The organism is Amycolatopsis sp. NPDC033938 (genome assembly GCF_055575975.1).
The window spans coordinates 64150-82478 of sequence record NZ_JBVIRO010000026.1; the positions used below are offsets into that span (position 1 = coordinate 64150).

Annotated in this window: 15 protein-coding genes; 6 read left to right on the top strand and 9 right to left on the bottom strand. The window is 68.0% G+C overall.

Features of this window, described 5'->3' with window-relative positions; genetic code table 11:
• The first annotated feature begins 54 nt into the window (after positions 1 to 54).
• Positions 55 to 1068 (top strand): YncE family protein, encoded by a 1014-nt coding sequence (locus ACZ5ZX_RS38260; RefSeq protein ID WP_465506879.1) that lies wholly within the window; start codon positions 55 to 57, stop codon positions 1066 to 1068.
• Positions 1065 to 1286, top strand: coding sequence for a DUF5703 family protein (locus ACZ5ZX_RS38265; RefSeq protein ID WP_465506880.1), 222 nt, complete (start codon positions 1065 to 1067; stop codon positions 1284 to 1286). Before ACZ5ZX_RS38260 ends, ACZ5ZX_RS38265 begins: the two co-directional genes overlap by 4 nt.
• A 74-nt stretch (positions 1287 to 1360) precedes the next feature.
• On the opposite strand, the gene ACZ5ZX_RS38270 is transcribed toward ACZ5ZX_RS38265, so the two are convergent.
• From ACZ5ZX_RS38270 to ACZ5ZX_RS38285, 4 genes are read right to left on the bottom strand one after another with little or no spacing between them, the layout of a single operon-like run.
• Entirely contained in the window at positions 1361 to 2122 is a 762-nt protein-coding gene (locus tag ACZ5ZX_RS38270; RefSeq protein WP_465506881.1) for an SRPBCC family protein, read from the bottom strand.
• Positions 2123 to 2719: a winged helix-turn-helix domain-containing protein gene (locus tag ACZ5ZX_RS38275; RefSeq protein WP_465506882.1), complete on the bottom strand. Its 597-nt coding sequence runs from the start codon at positions 2717 to 2719 to the stop codon at positions 2123 to 2125.
• Between the two features lie 40 nt (positions 2720 to 2759).
• Positions 2760 to 3638 carry an alpha/beta fold hydrolase gene (locus ACZ5ZX_RS38280; RefSeq protein ID WP_465506883.1) on the bottom strand — a complete coding sequence of 293 codons (879 nt, stop codon included), beginning with the start codon at positions 3636 to 3638 and terminating at the stop codon, positions 2760 to 2762.
• The gene (locus ACZ5ZX_RS38285; RefSeq protein ID WP_465506884.1) at positions 3638 to 4960 is read right to left on the bottom strand and encodes a M20/M25/M40 family metallo-hydrolase; all 1323 of its coding nucleotides are present in this window, start codon (positions 4958 to 4960) and stop codon (positions 3638 to 3640) included. The genes ACZ5ZX_RS38280 and ACZ5ZX_RS38285 overlap by 1 nt, the downstream gene beginning before the upstream one ends.
• A 1011-nt stretch (positions 4961 to 5971) precedes the next feature.
• On the opposite strand from ACZ5ZX_RS38285, the gene ACZ5ZX_RS38290 reads away from it, so the two are divergent.
• A complete protein-coding gene (locus ACZ5ZX_RS38290; RefSeq protein WP_465506885.1) occupies positions 5972 to 7348 on the top strand; it encodes a glycoside hydrolase family 10 protein in 1377 nt (458 codons plus the stop codon).
• Positions 7349 to 7444: 96 nt separating this feature from the next.
• Here ACZ5ZX_RS38290 and ACZ5ZX_RS38295 read toward each other — a convergent pair whose 3' ends face one another.
• From ACZ5ZX_RS38295 to ACZ5ZX_RS38305, 3 genes are read right to left on the bottom strand one after another with little or no spacing between them, the layout of a single operon-like run.
• Positions 7445 to 8830, bottom strand: coding sequence for an aspartate aminotransferase family protein (locus tag ACZ5ZX_RS38295; RefSeq protein WP_465506886.1), 1386 nt, complete (start codon positions 8828 to 8830; stop codon positions 7445 to 7447).
• Positions 8827 to 12891, bottom strand: a complete 4065-nt coding sequence (locus ACZ5ZX_RS38300) for a Pls/PosA family non-ribosomal peptide synthetase (protein ID WP_465506887.1) — start codon at positions 12889 to 12891, stop codon at positions 8827 to 8829. Before ACZ5ZX_RS38300 ends, ACZ5ZX_RS38295 begins: the two co-directional genes overlap by 4 nt.
• Positions 12888 to 14156, bottom strand: a complete 1269-nt coding sequence (locus ACZ5ZX_RS38305; RefSeq protein ID WP_465506888.1) for an aspartate kinase — start codon at positions 14154 to 14156, stop codon at positions 12888 to 12890. Before ACZ5ZX_RS38305 ends, ACZ5ZX_RS38300 begins: the two co-directional genes overlap by 4 nt.
• 442 nt (positions 14157 to 14598) lie before the next feature.
• Here ACZ5ZX_RS38305 and ACZ5ZX_RS38310 point away from each other — a divergent pair, with 442 nt between their 5' ends.
• On the top strand, positions 14599 to 14997 hold the full coding sequence (locus ACZ5ZX_RS38310) for a peptidase inhibitor family I36 protein (protein ID WP_465506889.1): 399 nt from the start codon (positions 14599 to 14601) through the stop codon (positions 14995 to 14997).
• A gap of 118 nt (positions 14998 to 15115) precedes the next feature.
• A complete protein-coding gene (locus ACZ5ZX_RS38315; RefSeq protein ID WP_465506890.1) occupies positions 15116 to 15667 on the top strand; it encodes a hemerythrin domain-containing protein in 552 nt (183 codons plus the stop codon).
• Between the two features lie 6 nt (positions 15668 to 15673).
• On the opposite strand, the gene ACZ5ZX_RS38320 is transcribed toward ACZ5ZX_RS38315, so the two are convergent.
• Positions 15674 to 16858 (bottom strand): MFS transporter, encoded by a 1185-nt coding sequence (locus ACZ5ZX_RS38320; RefSeq protein WP_465506891.1) that lies wholly within the window; start codon positions 16856 to 16858, stop codon positions 15674 to 15676.
• 77 nt (positions 16859 to 16935) lie between these two features.
• Here ACZ5ZX_RS38320 and ACZ5ZX_RS38325 point away from each other — a divergent pair, with 77 nt between their 5' ends.
• Entirely contained in the window at positions 16936 to 17499 is a 564-nt protein-coding gene (locus tag ACZ5ZX_RS38325; protein ID WP_465506892.1) for a helix-turn-helix domain-containing protein, read from the top strand.
• Positions 17500 to 17548: 49 nt separating this feature from the next.
• Here the strand turns inward: ACZ5ZX_RS38325 and ACZ5ZX_RS38330 are convergent, their stop codons facing one another.
• Positions 17549 to 18325, bottom strand: coding sequence for an MHYT domain-containing protein (locus ACZ5ZX_RS38330; protein ID WP_465506909.1), 777 nt, complete (start codon positions 18323 to 18325; stop codon positions 17549 to 17551).
• Between the last annotated feature and the right edge of the window lie 4 nt (positions 18326 to 18329).

Below are 18329 nucleotides of genomic sequence, written 5' to 3' on the forward strand. Positions count from 1 at the left end.
CGGTGGAGGATGCTGGACAGGTCCGTTCGACAAGTAGCAGGTGGAGGCACCAACGTGGGTCGGCAGTCCGCCGTTTCCCGGATCGCGATCCCGCTCGTCGGTGCCCTGGTGCTCTCGTCGTGCGGTACGGACGACACTCCGAACGACACCCTGCAGATCGTGCAGAACCCGGTCGCGGCGACCGCGGCCGTCTCCCCCGCCGTGACGGCCAAGCCGTCAGGCTCGGTGTTCGCCGCACCGGGGGTGAAGGCGCTGGTCACCGACGGGACGAGCAAGACGCTGGTCGTCGCCGTCTCGGATCCGCCGTCGCTGCGGATCTACGACCTCGCGGCACTGGACGCCCCGAAGACGACCGTCGCCCTGCCCGGTCCGGCCGAACGGCTCACCGTGTCGGATTCGCAGGTGATCGCCAGCGTTCCGGACAAGAGTGTGCTGGCGAGGGTCTCGCTTCCCGGTGGCGCGCTCGAGACGGTCCCCGTCGCGGGTCAACCGTCCGCCGGTCTCGCCGACGGTGACGCGACGCTGGTGGCTGTCCGTGATCGCAAGGTTCTCGAGGTGCTGTCCAAGAACGCGGGCCCGAGGACCATCACCGGCCAGATCTACAGCGCCGACGACGTGCTGAACACCGGTGACGGCGTGGTCGTGCTGGACAAGCTGCGCACCGCGTTGTTCTCCGTGGATCTCACCGAGGGCAAGATCGGCGAGGGGCTGCGCGCGGGCGACGGCGCGGCCAACGCGGTCACCGACGACTTCGGGCGCGTCTTCGTCACCGACGCGCGTGCGGGCGCGTTGCTGGCGTTCTCCACGACGCCGTTGCTGCTGCGCCAGCGCTACCCGGTGCCCGGCGGGGTGTACGGCATCGCCTACGACCGCGCCCGAGGCCTCGTCTGGGTCACCCTCACCGAACGCAACGAGGTCGTCGGCTTCGACGTCCGAGGCGGCGAACCGATCGAGAAGCACCGGTTCCCGACCTTGCGGCAGCCAGATTCGGTCACCGTCGACGAGCAGAGCGGCCGCGTGGTCGTCGGCTCGGCCATCGGAGAAGGGATCCAGGTGATCACGCCATGACAGTTGTGGACGAGGCGGTGGTCGAAGGGGATTGGGAGTACCGGCGGCTGCAGTTGCCGCCCGGTGTTTCCCGGCGGGCGGCGGCGACGCAGCTGTCGATCCACGCCGAGTTCGCCGGCTGGGAACTCTCGACCGTCCGGCTCTACTCCGATGGGACGCGAAGGGTGTGGTTGCGCCGCAAGCGCACCGCCCATCCCCTGCCCGGCCTGATCACCTGAGCTGAAGGGGACTTTCCCCGCATCCGATGCGGGGAAAGCGCCCTTCACCGAACGAGATGAGGGGAAAGTCCCCTTCAGCTCCTGAACACGCTGCTCCTGAACACGCGGGCGAGCCAGTCCGCCCAGATCTTGTCCTGCCTCGCGGGGTCGACGTCGCCGAACAGGTGATGCATCGCGACCATCGGCCCCTGAAAGCCGCGCACGAACCGCAGGAACGCGTCCGCGGTCCGGATCCCGACGGTCTGCGCGTTCGCCAGGTAAACCTCGCCGTCCACAGTGGACATCGACCCGGTCGACAGCCGGACCCGGTCCCCCGTCTCCGGGCGGCCCGCCAGGCCGAGTTCCCGGCCGAGGGTCAGCCACGCGCTGTCCCAGTCCGCGATCATCGGCCCGAAGACCGTCACCGGCACGACTTTCCGCCCCGCGAAAGTGTTCAGGTACTCGACCAGCGTGCGGAAGAACAGCTCGCCACCGGCGGTCATCGCCTCGAACTCGTCTTCCCAGTCGTCCCCGGGGAGGAAGCCGCTGGTGACGGTCCTCAGCACGGTGCTGCCGCCGGAGCGGCCTTCGATCAGGAACTCGTAGGCGACGAATCGCCCGTCAGGCGCCGGCTCCGTGCCATAGACGAGGCGCTCCAGCGGATCCCACGACGTGATCCCGAACTCCGGTTCGAAGCCGCCGAACGCGGTCTTCACCGTGCCGCCGACGCCGCCGTCGACCTCGTTGCGCCCCATGAACCACGACGTGATCCCTGGCCCGGTGGCGATGGCGTCCCAGATCTGTTCCGGTGTCGCGTCGACCTCGGCGCGTTCGGTGATCTCGAATTCGTGCCCCACTCAGCGCTCCTCGGGCTCGGTTTTGACACTCGGATGGACGGCGACCACGATCCGGTGGTCGCGGCCCTGCTCGGCGCCTTCGTCGTGGTACTTGCTCACCAGGTTCGTGACCGCGATGGTGAGCTCCTCGGCGAACGCGGCCCTGTCGGCAGCGGAGGAGAACCGCACCTCGCCGTCGATCGCGAAGGTCGCGACGCGTTTGCCCGCCTTGGCCGAACCGGTGATCAGCAGGCCGACGTCGCGCACCAGCCTGCCGGCGACCGCGAGCAGCCAGCGCGCGGACAGCCGGTCCGGCGACTGGGCCGGGTCGGGCTGCACCGCGGACAACGCGGCAGGCGAGATCACGTAGGAAGACGCCGTCGCGCGCATCATCCGTTCGGTGACGTTGCCCTTGCGCCGCTCCTCGACGAGCTCGACCAGCCCGTGCTTCTCCAGCGCGCGCAGATGGTAGTTCACCTTCTGTCTCGGCAGGTCGACCCGGCCGGCCAGCATCGTGGCCGACGCCGGTTCGGCGAGTTCGGCGAGCAGCCGGGCCCGGATGGGATCCAGCGACACTTCGGCCGCTTCCGCGTCCTCGATCACCGCAACGGAGAACATGGCAAGAAGGTGCCACCGAAAAGAGAAATTGTCAAGGACGTCAGGATTGTCGGCGGGCCTGATTGGCGAGCGCCAGCAGACGGGGCACCACCTGCGGGGCCGCCTCCAGCGGGACGACGTGCCCGACCCCGGGCAGCACCACGGCCGTCCCGTTCTCCACCGCGCCTGCCAGCTCCTCGACGTCGGCCATGGGCACCAGTTTGTCGCGCTCGCCGACGATCGCGGTCACCGGAACCGGGCCGACCTGCGACAACGCCGATTCCCGTGTGTAGGCGTCCAGCGCCGGACGGAAGGCCGACACCGTCTGCGGCCAGTTGCCGCGGATCATCCGCACCGTCAGCTCGACGTCGCCGGGCACCGGGTCGTCACCGAAGAGCCACCATCGCAGCCCGGCGGTCACCGCCTTGCTCGTATGCTCCCGCACCAGCCCGATCAGCTTCGTCCCGAAGACCATTTCCAGGTCCCGGCCGAGTTTCCCGAGCGCGTTCGGCCAGATCGCGTCCGGGGTGACGCCGCCGGCCGACATGGCGAGCAGGCCGATACCCGCGACCCTGGCCGCGAAGAGCTCCGGGTGGCGTTGAGCGAGCGACAGGATCGCGAGGCCGCCCATGTCGTGACCGACGAGGACGATCCGGCCTTCGGGCAGCACCTTGTCCAGGATCTCCGCCAGATCATCGGCGAGGTGTCCCATGGTCGCCGACGCGGGCCGGACGGCCCCGGATTCGCCGTGTCCACGCTGGTCATAGGCCAGCACCGCGATCGGCTCCTCCCCCGCTTCGGCCAGTACCGGCGCGATGGCACGCCAGCTCCGCCTGTCGAGGGCGTACCCGTGAAGGAGCACCACGGTCACCGGCGCCGACGGATCACCCCAGCGCTCGAAGTGCAGGGGTGTTCCGTCGGCGGCCAGCAGACCCGGCATCAGGACGAGCGCAGGAAGCGGTCGAGCACGCGCACCCCGAACTTCAGCGCGTCGACCGGGACGCGCTCGTCGACCCCGTGGAACAGGGCCGAGAAGTCGAGGTCGGCGGGCAGCTGCAGCGGGGCGAACCCGAAGTTCCGGATCCCGAGCGACTGGAACGACTTCGCGTCCGTGCCGCCGGAGAGCATGTACGGAAGCGTGCGGGCGCCCGGATCCTCGGCGAGGACCGCGGCGGTCATCGCGTCGACGAGCGCGCCGTCGAACGTCGTCTCGACCGGTGGCAGCTCCATCCACTCCTTCTCGATGTCCGGCCCCAGGATCTCCTCCAGCTCGGCGTTGAACGCTTCGAGACGGCCGGGAAGGATCCGGCAGTCGACCGAGGCTTCCGCGACCGACGGGATGACGTTCGACTTGTACCCGGCGGTGAGCATCGTCGGATTCGCCGTGTCACGCAGGGTCGCGCCGATCATCCGGGAGATGTTGCCGAGCTTGGCGACGGAGCCCTCGATGTCGTCCTCGGGGAAGTCCCAGCCGGTGATCTCGGTGACGCCGTCCAGGAACTCGCGGACGGAGTCGGTCATGACCAGCGGGAAGCGGTGGTTGCCAAGCCGGGCGACGGCCTCGGACAGCTTGGTGACGGCGTTGTCGCGGTGGATCATCGAGCCGTGTCCGGCGGTGCCGCGCACCCGCAGCTTCATCCAGCGGATGCCCTTTTCCGCCGTCTCGATGAGGTATGCGCGGACGTTGTCCTTCAGCGTGATCGAGAAGCCGCCGACCTCGCTGATCGCCTCGGTGACTCCCTCGAACAGCTCAGGGCGGTTCTCGACCAGCCACTGCGCCCCGTACTTGCCGCCCGCCTCTTCGTCGGCGAGGAAGGCGAAGACAAGGTCGCGCGGCGGCACGATGCCGTTGATCTTGTAGTGGCGGGCCAGCGCGAGCGCCATTCCGCACATGTCCTTCATGTCGACAGCACCGCGGCCCCAGACGTAGTCGTCCTGGATCGCGCCGGAGAACGGGTGCACCGACCACTCCGAGGCGTCGGCGGGAACGGCGTCGAGATGACCGTGGATCAGGAGCCCGCCACGCGACGGATCGGCGCCCGGCAGCCGGACGATCACATTGTGCCGGTCCTTGCCGCCGGACTCCACATAGGTGATCTCATAGCCCGCGTCCGTCAGCTTCTCGGCGACGTACTCCGCCGCGGCGCGTTCGCCGACGAGCGTGTCGGGATCACCCGTGTTGGTGGTGTCGATGCGGATCAGTTCACTGGTGAGCGTGACTGCCTCTTCGGCGGCTGCTTCGATCAAATTCGGTTCGGTCACCAGGCATTCCTACCATTGGTGGAGCCGGCCGACCTGTTGCCGCCACCTCGACCACATCGTGAACAATCCCCTTCTGCGGCGGCGGCATGCCGATCCGCCCGGGAGCGGACCCCGAAGACGCCGACGGTGAGCCGCTGGGCGGGCTGCCGATCGACATCACCTGTGTCCCCGGGGCGCTCACCGTCCTCGGCTGAGCCATGAGGGCGGGAGTCGCCGCCTTGGACACCCGGCCGGAGACCTCCGAAGCCTCGGAAGTCCGTGAAGGCCTCCTTCCCTACCTTGAGAGCGGCTCCACGCACAGGACCACACCCGGCTCTTGACTGTCCACATGGGACACCGTACGAGACGAATGTGGCGCGGTCTGCGCCCGCTGCTCGTGTCGCGAAAGCCCCTTTGAGGGGCTCGCGTTTGCTTACCTACTGGTGTGGGGCTTGTGTGGGTGCCGGTGTGGTCGGGTGGGGAGGATTCCGGTCGTTGAGTGTCCGGAATCTTCCCCGCTCGGTCGCCGGTCCACCGGTCGTGATCCTTGTGCGGCCAGGCGTAGGTACGGTGGCGTCTTTGCGCGTGAAGGCCCCCTTCCCTCGGCTGAGCCGAGGGAAGGGGGCCTTCACGCGCATCAGAACCTCGTCCAGCGGCACCACTCCACCGCAGCGGTGGCAGAACCACGCCTGCAGCCGCCGGGCCGCCTTAGTGGTGGAACCCAAAACGCGTCAACGGATCGGCGCGTCCGATCGTCATCGGCATCACCTCTTCGTCCCGGCGCCGCCGCGCGGCACGAGAAGCGTCCATTGTGGATCATGAAGCCGGTTCCCGCCCCGAGGCGGACGAGGACCGAAAGTTCCTCGAAACTCTTTGCCCGGTGACGTCGCGCCGTGTTCTGCTGCTCGCAGTAGGTGAACATCATCGATTTCGTCCAGGTCACCGAAGACTTGGTTCCCGGTGCCGGCCTCGCCGGCGGGGACATGTCCCGAGGTGGGCATCCCCTGGGCGGCGCCCGGGAGGAGACCACGGATGGCAAGAAGTTCGTCGGACCTGCACGGCAGGCGGTGGTGGCGGTCATCGGCCGCGCGGATACTGGCGGGAGTGGCCAGTGTGGCCGCCACGGCCGCCGTGCTGGTGACGGCACCGGGCGCTGACGCCGCGGCCGGCACGCTGGGCGAGGCGGCCGCGCAGTCCGGCCGGTACTTCGGCACCGCGATCGCCGGCGGGAGGCTCGGCGACTCGGCCTACACCACGATCGCGGCACGCGAGTTCAACATGGTGACGGCCGAGAACGAGATGAAGCCCGACGCGACCGAGCCCAACCAGAACCAGTTCAACTTCTCGGCTGGCGACCAGATCTACAACTGGGCGGTCAGCCGTGGGCTGCGGGTCCGTGGTCACACTCTCGCCTGGCACGCGCAGCAGCCGGGGTGGATGCAGAATATGAACGGCAGCGCCCTCCGCAGCGCGATGATCAACCACATCCAGAAGGTCATGGCGCATTACCAAGGCAAACTCGCGCACTGGGACGTGGTCAACGAAGCCTTCAACGAAGACGGCAGCCGCCGTTCGTCGAATCTGCAGGGCACGGGCAACGACTGGATCGAGGTCGCGTTCCGGACGGCGCGTGCGGCCGACCCGTCGGTCAAGCTCTGCTACAACGACTACAACATAGACAACTGGAACTACGGCAAGACGCAGGGCGTGTACAACATGGTGCGGGACTTCAAGGCCCGCGGCGTGCCGATCGACTGTGTTGGCCTGCAGGCCCACTTCACCGGCGGCAGTTCGGTCCCGAGCAACTTCCAGACCACGATCTCCAGCTTCGCGGCGCTCGGCGTCGACGTGGCGCTCACCGAGGTCGACGTCACGAACGCTTCCACCTCGCAGTACACGGCGCTGACTCAGGCTTGCCTGAACGTCGCGCGCTGCGTCGGCATCACCGTGTGGGGCGTGCGTGACAGCGACTCCTGGCGTGCCAGTGAGAGTCCTCTCCTGTTCGACGGCAACGGCAACAAGAAGGCCGCCTACAACTCGGTGTTGAACGCACTCAACGCCGGAAGCCCGACCACGACACCCACCACCCCGACGAATCCCACCACACCCACCACCCCGACCACACCCACGACTCCGGGCGGGGGCGGTTGCACCGCCACGCTTTCGGCGGGGCAGGCCTGGAGCGACCGGTACAACCTGAACGTTTCGGTCAGCGGCTCCTCCACCTGGACGGTCACCATGACCGTTCCGAGCCCCGCGAGGATCAGTGCCACCTGGAACATCAACGGCACCTGGCCCAGCAGTCAGGTCCTCGTCGCCAAACCCAACGGCAACGGCTCCAACTGGGGTGTCACCATCCAGCACAACGGAAACTGGAACTGGCCCAGCGTCAGCTGCAGCACATCCTGATCCCGAGGCGAAGACAAGCCGGCCGACTCGCGTGGTCGCAAAGTGACCGGTTCGCAGGTCACTCGCCGCCGAAGATGTGGGTGATACCCGCGGGTATCACCCACATCTCGTGGTGACCGAGAATCGGACTCGCTCGATCGCGCCGAGCAGGGTTTCGCAGGCGAATTCGACTTCCTCGGCCGTCACGGTGAGCGGTGGCATCAACCGGATCACGCTGTCGTCGCGGCCGCCGAGTTCGACGATCAATCCTTGCTGCAACGCGTACGCCTGCACGGCGCGGGCGTAGCCACCCACCGCGCGGCCGTCACTCGGGTCGCTCAGCTCGATTCCCCACATCAAGCCGAGACCGCGAACCTCACGGACCCAGTCGTGAGCGCGCAAGGCGCCGAGCCGTTGTTCGAGTTGACGTCCACGCTGCCGGACATTGCCCAGCACGTCGTCGCGCCGCACGACGTGGACGGCCGCCGCGCCCGCGGCGAACGCGGCCTGATTGCCCCGGAACGTGCCGGTGTGCGCACCGGGCGCCCAGCCGTCCAGGCGCCGGTCGTAGAAGATCACCGCCACCGGAAGCCCCATCCCGCTCAACGCCTTCGAGGCGATGATCACGTCCGGTTCGATGTCGTACTGCTCGAACGCGAACCAGGTTCCGGTGCGGCCACACCCGGTCTGCACCTCGTCCACGACGAGCGGAATGTCCAGCTCCGCGGTCAGCGCGCGGACACGCCGGACGAAGTCTCGGGCCGCCGGGATGATCCCGCCTTCACCCTGCACCATTTCCAGGATCACCGCGGCGGGAAGGGGAATACCGCCGTTCGGATCCCGCAGCGAGCGCTCCAGCAAGCCAACGCAGTTGGTCTCGCAGGTGTCCGGCGAGAGCCCCACCGGGCACCGGGCGCAGTAGGAGTACGGGAAGAAATGCACGCCGGGCATCCCGTTGGCGATCGGCCGCTTCTGGGAGACGAGGCCGGTCAACGCCATCGCGGCGTGGCTCGAGCCGTGGAAGCCGCCTTGGAAGGACACCAGGTCACCACGGCCGGTCGCGGTCTTGCAGAGTTTGATCGCGGCGTCCACGGCGTTGGCCCCGCCGGGGCCGCAGAAGTGCATCCGCATCCGCGAGCGCAGATCCGGCGGCAACATGGACAGCTGGGCGTCGACGAACTCGCGTTTCGCCGGGGTCGGGAAGTCCAGTCCGTGGGTGAGCACACGCAGTTGTTCGGTGGCCGCGTGCACCAGTTCGGGATGATTGTGGCCGAGGGAGAGCACTCCCGCGCCCGCCAGGAAGTCGAGGAAGACGTTCCCGTCCATGTCCCACAGATAGCTTCCCTCTCCACCGGCGATCGCGATGGGCAGGTGGCGCGGATACGCTCGTGCGCTGGATTCCCACTGTCGCTGGTGTTCGAGGTACTCGGCCGAGCGCGGGCCCGGCAGGACGCCCTCGACGTGAGGCGCCAGTGCCGGTCTCGCCGTGGGGGTGTGCGTCATGGCAGCCTCCTTGTCGTGGTGCTCTCTTCCGCCGTGCCGAGCTCGATCGCCGGATTGGCGTGCCAGCGGGTTCCAGCCGGCACCGCCGTGCCCTTCATCAGGAAGGCGTCCGCTTCGGCGATCGCCTCCTCCCCCATCGTCACTCCATAGTGGACGAAGGCGCCGGTGCCGAGTGTGCATCCTGCGCCGATGGTGACGTGGTCGGATTTGAACGTGCCGTCCTCGAGCGAATGTCCTTGCACGACGGTGTGCTGGTTGAGCACGCAGTCGTCGCCGATGCTCACCAAGGACCGTTCCGGGATCGCGCATCCGTCGTCGAAGACCCGGCGGCCGATCCGGATGCCGAGACAGCGCAGCAGGAAGGGTTTGAACGGAGTTCCGTCGAACAACGCGAGATAACGGGCGGGGCTGAGCTTCCAGAACCGTTCGTGCCGCCAGAACGCCGGATCGTAGATCGAGCAGAACCGCGGGCGGAGCGCCCGGAAACCCTGCACGGCGAGTTCCGCCAGCATGAGGAACGCGACCGAGAACACCAGCGTCGCCACGATGCCGCCACCGACGGCGAGCGAGCCGAACCGCTCGTGCAGGACACCGGCCGCCGTGCCGATCAGCAGGACGCCGAGCAACTGCAGCCAGTGCACCAGCAGGTAGAGAAGGATCGTGACGGTGTTGTGGCGGTTCTTCGCCCGCAGGCCCCGGCTCAGGGCGTCCCCGGTCCCGAGGTGCTCGAAGCCGGTGTCCCGGCGGACGGTCCTGGGTATCTCGAACGCGGGTGACCCGAGCAGCCCGACGTTCTCCCGGACCGGCCCGTCCAGCGGGACGAGGACCTTGGTGGCCAGCAGGCAGTTCCGGCCGATCCGCGCGTCCGGCGGGAAGGCGATTTCGTTGCCCAGAAAAGCCTGTGGCGCGACGGAGGTCCGGCGCAGGCGGAACGACGAGGCGGAGAAGTCCGCGTTGAGCAGCGAAAGGCCGTCCGAGACCATCGTCCCGGTGCCGACCGTGCTGAGGAACGGTGTCTCGTGCTTGACCTCGACCCCGAAGTTGGAGCCCGTCTGCTGGATCTTCGACAGGTCGTACCCCAGCGCGCGCAGGTAGTGGACGATGTAGCTGCTGTCACCGAACAGATAGGTGAACGCCCGCAGGTTGGTCAGCCGCGCGATCAGCCGCTGGATCGCGTAATGCCTGCCGTAGAGCGGGTACACCTTCTCCGGCCGGAGACAGTGCCCGAGCAGGCGGGGGATCGTGAGGACGACCGCCAGCCCGGCGAGCAAGGCGCCGAAGTAGAGCAGCGCCGAATCGGCGATCTGGCCGCGGTAGAACACCCAGCTCGTGAAGTCCGCCGTCGACGTGGACCACCGATCGACGAACAGGCCTGCTCCGCCCATCGTCACGGGTAGCGTCACCAGCAGCAGGAGCAGCAGACTGGACACGCAGAAGGCGAACGGCCTGAGCCCGCGCCGCGCGACCGTGGCCAGCGCTCGATAGTCCACAGTGGAGGGACGGGCGGGCGATCCGTGCCAGCGTTCGCCATCTGGGACTGTCTGCCCGGTGTTCAGGGACGATGAATGGCCGAGCTGCGCGTCGTCACCGAGCGCCGTGCCGATGTCGAGCACGGTCATCTCCCCGACGAAGGCGTTGTCGCCGAGGGTGACCCGGCCGGTCTGGATGCTGCCTGCCCTGGCGCGGTAGCACGAGAAGTAGGCGTCCTTCCGGATGACCGCTCCGGCGCCGAGCCGGAGCAGATCAGTGCAGACCGGCGGATTCCGGGACAGGATCACGGCCCCCTTGCCGATGTCCGCACCGAGTGCCCGCAGGTACCACGAGTAGAGCGGCGTACCGACGAACAGCATCAGTGGACTGAACCGGATCAGTGTTTTGACCGTCCAAAAGCGCAGGTAGCCGAAACCCCACAGCGGGATCTCCCCCGGTTTCCACCGGCCGACGATCACCCACTTCGCCAGGACCGGCACCACGGAGAGAACGACGAAGACGACGAGCCCGAGTCCGACAGCGCGTGCGTAGCCCTCCACAAAGCCTGTCGCAGCGTCGATCCAGGTGAAGCCCGTGTCCAGGATCCAGCCCGAACCGGCGGCGTAGGCGAGGAACGCCAAGAGCTGGAACCCTCCGCAGAGGACATACGAGGTGGTGGACGCCCGGCGCGGCTTCTCGGCACGAGCGGCCGTGGCCCGGCCCCCGGCGGGAATCGACTCCGCGAGACCGCGAACGGTGGGATTGAGGTAAACGTCCCTCGCCGACAGCGGGCCGACGTCGCCGCGCTCGCGGACCAGGGCGCAGAACTTGGCCAGCAGCAGGGAGTCGGCGCCGTAGTCGTCGAAGAAATGCGCCGTCGCGGAGATCCGCTCGATCCCGAGGACCCGGCTCAACGACTCCGCCAGGTGGAGTTCGGTCTCAGTCGCCGGCGCCACGTATTCGACGTCGTTCCCCGCTCTTCGCGGGCCACTGGGTGCCGGAAGATGTTTGCGATCGGCTTTGCCCGCCGGGGTCAGCGGGATACGGTCGAGCCGTTCGAGATAGGCGGGCACCATGTAGCCCGGCAGCAGTTCCGCCAGGCGGCGGCGGAGTTCTCCGGGGTCGATCTCGGCCTTGTCGCGGCGCAGGCTGTAGTAGGCGACGAGTTCGGTCGCGCCGGGCTCCGGCCGGTGGGTCTCGACCACCGCCTGCGCGATTCCGGGGATCTGCAGCAGAACCGATTCGATCTCGGTGAGTTCCACTCGGTAGCCGCGGATCTTCACCTGCGTGTCGGCGCGGCCGTGGTATTCGATCTCCCCGTCCGGGGTGATCCGGCCCAGATCGCCGGTGCGGTAGATGCGGCGGGACGGGTTGTTCCCGATGCCGAGGAAGTCCGGGATGAACGCGCGCTCGGTCAGGTCGGGGCGGTTCAGGTAGCCACCGGCGAGTCCGATCCCGGCGATGCCGATCTCCCCCAGTTCGCCCGCGGCCAGTGCCCTGGGCTCGTCCGGATCGAGAATGACGACCGAATAGGTGGGCAGGGGCACCCCGATGGTCACCGGCCGATCCGGTCGCAACACCGACCACGTCGCGGTGACCGTGGCTTCCGTCGGGCCGTAGACGTTCAGGAATCGCCTGTCCGCGCGGTGCCAACGGCGTACGAGGTCTTCAGGGCACGCTTCGCCGGACACCAGCAGGAACCGCAACAGAGGCAGATCTTCGTCGAGGCTGGCCAGCAGGGTCGGGACGCAACACAACGCGGTGACCCGGTTCTCTCGCAGGAATTCGAGCAGGTCGTGGCCGACGAGGGCGCCGCCGCGGGGTTTCGGTACGAGCGTCGCGCCGCACAGCAACGGTACCCAGATCTCCTCGACCGAGAAGTCGAACGCGATCGTCATGCCCTGGTAGACCCGATCGGTGCCCTGGATACCGTAGACCTCGGCCGCGACGCGGACGAAGTTGCAGATCGAGGCGTGGTCGATCGTCACCCCTTTCGGGCGGCCGGTCGAGCCGGACGTGTAGACGACGTAACAGAGTTCGTCCGCCGGTGTGCCTTTCTCGGCCACGCTGAGCCGGCCGCCCGGCAACGCGGCGATCCGGTCCGAGTCCTCGTCGAGGCAGAGCACGCCGACACTGCCCGGCTCGAACCGGTCGCGCAGGGCGGAGTTCGACACCACCAGCCGGACGCCGGCGTCCTGGACGATCCAGGCGAGCCGGTCGTCCGGAAACCCCGCGTCCAAGGGCACATACGCCGCGTTGACCTTGAGCACGGCCAACATCGCGACGTAGGAATGGACCGGTTCGTCGAACAACAGCCCGATCCGGTCGCCGGGCCGCACCCCGCGCGCTCGCAGATGCCGGGCGAGCCGATTGGCCCGCTCATCCAACCCGGCGAAGGTGAGCTTCGTGTCCCCCGCGTCCACCGCGAGACGATCACCGAGACCGACGGCACGCAACCGGTCGCAGAGTCGCTCGTACAACCGCTCCAGCCGATCGCCCGCCTGCCAGCGAATCCGCTGTTCGTGGTTGTCACACGTCAGGACCAGGCCATCGGTGGTGAACTGCCCCGACGGCTGTCCGTACGGGCTCATCGCCCGTCCTCCGCCAAGCCGAAGGAGTCGTGCAGGGCACGGACGATCGTGTCGACGGCGTCGGCGGGGATCACGGCGGTCAAACGCGACTGCGACGTCGTCATCGACGGCACCGTGACCCGGTGGTCGGCGAGGACCCGCAGCAACTCGGGCAGGAAGCCGGGCGGTTCGAGCAGCGCGGTGCCGACCACGGAAACCGAACCGAGTTCCTCCAAAACCGTGGAACGGGCATCCAGCTCCATCGCGAATCGGCCGATCGGCGGGCCGAGCGGCTCCGGACCGCGGACGGTGAACCGCAGCTCGCCGGGATCGGGCCAGCTCAGGTTGTCCGGTCTCACCCCGCAGCCCGCCAGCGTCGCCAGCAGGCGGGCGTAATGGTCAGGGCCGGAAGGCGAAACCTGGACCCGGACCAGTCGCACGTCGCGTTCGTGCGCGATGCCGACGACGCGGGGAGTTCCTTCCAGCGCACCTTCTCCCGCCTCGACGACGGTGGAGGGGCCAGGCTCCGAGGAGTGCGCCACCCGCACCGCCACCCCGTGACGGCGCGCGAGCTCGACTGACCGGGGATGCAGCACGCGGGCCCCGAGGCCGGCGAGCTCGGCCATGGTGTCGTAGGAGATTTTCCGGACCGGCCGGGTGTCCGGGACGATCCTGGGGTCGGCCGTGCGGACACCGTGGACGTCGGTGCGGATCTCGCATTCGGCGCCGCCGAGCGCTGCCGCGAGCGCCACCGCGGTGGTGTCGGAACCACCCCGGCCCAGTGTCAACAGTTCGCCGTCGGCGTCCCGACCCTGGAACCCGGCGACCACCACGACCTGCGCGGAACGCAGGCGTGCGACGATCTTGCCTGGATCGACCCGCACGATGGTCGCCGCTCCCGGTTCGCCGCTCACCTCGATCCCCGCCTGGTCACCGGTCAACGAGACCGCCTCGACCCCACGCGCGGTGAGCGCCATGGCGAGCACCGCCGCGGAGACCTGTTCCCCGGTGGCCATCAGCTGGTCGAGCTCACGGGGAGCGGGTGGTTCGGCGAACTCTCCGGCCAACGCGATCAGCCGGTCGGTGGTGTCCCCCATCGCCGACACGACCAGGACCACCCCCGCTCCCGCTTCGGCGATCTCGGCCACCTCGTCGGCGACGTCGTTCACCAATGCCGGCGTGGCCAGCGACGAGCCACCGTACTTTCGTATGACCAGTCCCTTGCTTCGCGCCTTCGGTATAAACCGGTCCAGGCTGACATCGAGACTCGGGGAAGAATTCACCATTTTCCTTAGCGGATCGACACGCCAGCCGTTTTCACATTCGGACAGTCAGCCCGCCGCGAATCACCGCAAACGCGGTCGAGCATACGGCGGGGCGCGGAACTGCTTGCCAGGCAAGGCGTTCTGACAGGGCGACAGGTTTGAAACCTAGTGCGGCACACTTTTCACTGGTACCTCCATAAGTACGAAAGACCGGTCGTCCGTTTCTCGCAGGTCATAACACGGCGACAGTGGCGGATGTTATAGCTGCAAACAGCCGACTTCGATGGGAGTAGGTCAAAAGAATGACGCGTCCACAATGCTTTCGAATTTCAAGAGAAGGCTTACGGCAACCTTTCACCAGCCTGGAAACCCGTCAAAATGGCCATGTCGTACCGAAGGTCGAAATCCGGGCTTCGCCGGAAGCGACAGCGCAATGACAGAACGACAGGTCATACTCCGCGGCATGAACCTAACGAAGAGTCTCGTGGTCCTCGCCGGTGCGGCAGTGGCCACCGGCACGCTGCTGGCTCCGTCGGCTTCGGCCACGCAGGCGGGCGACCCGTACAGGTGCCAGGCCGGCAATGTCTGTGTGTGGGAGCACGGCAACTTCGATGGCGGCCTCGCGCAGTTCGATCTGGTGAAGCTCAACTACCAGTACGAAATCTACGACAACGGCGGCAGCGTCAACGACACGGTCAGCTCGATCCACAACCGCAGCAGCCACCCGATCAACTTCTACCGGAACTCCGGCGCGAACATCAGGGACAAATGCATCACCGTTGAGGCGTACAGCTCGATCAGCGACCTCTCCGCCTACGGCTGCGACAACACACTCAGCTCCCACTACTCGGCGAACCTCTGATCCCGACCACGTCTGACGTGACGGCGGGGAGCGAGAGGCGAACCACACCTTCGTCCCCGCGCCCGCCGTCACGCTCACTCGAGTTGCCGGACCGCAGCGGCGCGGGAATCCTCGACGCATGACCGCGCTGAAGATTCCCCGTCCTGTCGCTGGTGACGTCGTCGACCTGATCCTGGACGATCACCGTCTGTTCGAACAGCTTCTCCGTGATCTGCGGGACGCTACTGCGGACCGCGCGGGTGCCCGAGCCGCCTTGTCAGCGGCACTGATCGCGCACGGCGAGGCCGAAGAACAGGATGTCTACCCCGCGCTGCGGCGCAAGGACGCCATCGACAAGCATGAGCAGGAACACGGCGAGGAAGAACACGCCGAGGGTAACCAGGCGCTGTTGGACCTGCTGGAATGCAAGGGCACCGACACGCAGAAGTTCGATGACGCGGTCGAGAAATTGGCCGAGGCGCTGATGCATCACATCGGCGAAGAAGAGCAGACGATTCTCAACCCAGCGCGTACTGACGTGAGCGAGAAGGTCCGGCAGGAACTGGGCACGGCCTGGGCCACCCGCCGCAACGCGCTGCTCGACCAGGACTGCGGTTCGATCGAGTTCGTCAAGAAGGTGGTGGCCCGAGCCGAGAAAAAGGGCTTACTGTCCTCTGAGGACGAAGGGTAGGTCGAGTCACGACCGCCTTGGTGCCGCGGCGAGGTCGTGACGCGGTGAGCGATCGAGGATCACCAACGGGATCGTGACCAGCGCCAGTGCCGCGCCGATCCAGAACACCGCGGTGACCGAGGCGCCCAGGTTCAGCACGCCGGCGGCGAAGGCGGGAGTGAGACTGATGCCCAGTTGGAAGGCCGACACCGTGGTGGCACCGGCCAGCGTCGGCGCGGAAGCGGCGATCGCGAAGACTCGTCCGTAGAGCGCCGGGTTCAGCACGAAAGCCGCGACGCCCAGCAGGAACACCAAGGGCACGACGAGCCAGGCGGACGCGGCGAAGACGGCGAGCAGGGCCGAGAACAGGGCGATCCCGAGCGCCCCGCCGAGCAGCGCGTGGTGGGGCCGCCGGTCGGAGATCCGGCCCCCGACGGAGAGGCCGAAGAAGGCGCCGATGCCGAAAAGCGCGAGTACCGCGGGAATCCAGACGGCGGGAACGCGGGTGACGTCGGCGAGGACCGCGGCCAGGTAGTTGAAGGACACCATGTAGGCGGCGGTGCTCAGGATCGTGATCGCGTAGACAACCCAGAGGCGTGGTGTCCGCATCGCGCGCAGTTCCGCCGCGAGGCTGGGTTCCGCTGTCACCGCGGTGGCGGGCAGGCCGGAAGCGCAGGCGACCACGCCCAGCAGGGTGAGCGCGACGACGCCCCAGAAGCCGCCGGTCCAGTCCGTCAGGTTGCTGAGCAAGGTGCCGGTGGGGCCTCCGGCGACCATGGCGACACTGAGTCCGGCGACGACGACGCCGGAGGCGCGGGCGTTGCGGTCGGGGGTCACCAGGCTGATCGCGGTCACGGCGGCGACGGCGAAGAAGCCGGCGTAGGCGAGACCGGCGACGAACCTGGTCACCAGCAGGATCCAGTAGTCGTCGGCGAGCAGGCCCGTCGCGATGGCGGCGGCGAAAACGGCCTGTGTGGTCATCAGCGCGGTGCGTCGTGGCCACTTCAAGCTGAGCACGGCGAACGGCGGGCCGCCGAGGACGACACCGAGGGCGAACGCGGTGATGAGCGCGCCCGCCGACGAGAGGGACACGCCGAGGTCCGTGGCGACCGAGGGCAGGACCCCGGCCATCAGGAACTCGGCGCTCCCCATCGCGAAGAGGCTGAAAGCGAGGAGATAGACGCCGGCGGGGAGCCGGTTGGTTTCGATCATGGCGCCAGCATCGGCCGGATCTGGCTGTTTCAGCAAAGAAAGTTGCCGAAACCGGGACGAGCTGGTGATCTGGCCTCATGGAGACACAACCCGCCGTCACCGCGGCGATCGAGCTGATCGCTCCCCGGCTGCGTCGCGCCCGGGAGAAGAAGGGGACGACGCTGGTCGAGCTCAGCCGCGCCACCGGCATCTCCACCAGCACCCTGTCCCGCCTCGAATCCGGACAGCGCAAGCCCAGCCTCGAACTGATCCTGCCGGTCATCGCCACGCTGGGCCTGCGCGTCGACGAGATCGTCTCCTCACCGAGGGTGCTGGAGCCACCGCTGCCCCCGAACGGGCGAGTCCTCATCCCGCTCACCCGGCACCAGGGCGAGCCACGCGCCTACAAGATGACCATCCCGCCCGACGACGAGGCACCCCACCCGCGCACCCACACCGGATACGAATGGCTTTACGTCCTCCGGGGCAGGCTTCGGCTCGTGCTCGGCGACCAGGACGTCGTCATGGGCCCCGGAGAGGCAGCCGAGTTCGACTGCCGGACACCGCACTGGTTCGGCGCCGCCGGCCCCGAGGGCGTCGAGGTCCTCAGCCTCTTCGGCAAGCAAGGCGAGAGGATCCACGTCCGCGCCCGCACCCGGTGACCTGCGGTGATCCCGTGGCGTGGGTTCAGCCGTGTCCCTACGGTATTCGTCAAGCCGGCGGCGAAGTTCCTGCCGACTGGGTGGCCGGGCGTGGCGACTCGGTGCTCGCCGAAACCATCAGGACCGCGCAGATCGGCACCGCCAGCGCCAGCGTGGCCAGCACGAAAACCGGGAACAGGAAGGAGAAGACCTCCACCCCCGGCGGATCCGCCGCCGCCGGGTCCAGATGCAGGTTCACCGCCGCCATCCCGGTGTAGTGCATGCCGGTGACCGCCGCGCCCATCACCAGCCCCGCCGCCAGCCGGGGCAGGAGCTTGTCCAGTCCGACGGTGAACCACAGCGCGGCGGTCGCGGCGACGACCGCGATGAGCACCGAGAGCGCCACCATCGGGACGTCGTAGCCGATGCTCCCCTTGACCTGCACCGCCCACATCCCGGTGTAGTGCATGCCGTTGACCGCGAGCCCGGTGAGCAGCCCGCCGAGCAGCAGCCGCCGCCACGCGAACCGGTTGCGAACCCCGAACACCAGCAGGCCGAGGAAGACCGCGGCCACCGAAACGACCGCGGACAACGTCGTGCGGAGGATGTCGTAGCGCACCGGCAGGCCTGGCGTCGAAAAACCCAGCATCGCGATGAAGTGCATGACCCAGATGCCGACCCCGCCGATGGATACCGCGGCCAGCACGAGCCAGCCCAGCCTGCTCCTCGGGTCGGTGGTGGACCGGGCCTGCAGTGTGCAGGCGAGCCCGAGCGCGCATCCCACCACCGAAGTGAGGTACGCGAGCACGACAAGCCAGTTGCCCATCGCGAAATCGTCGTGGTCCATAGGC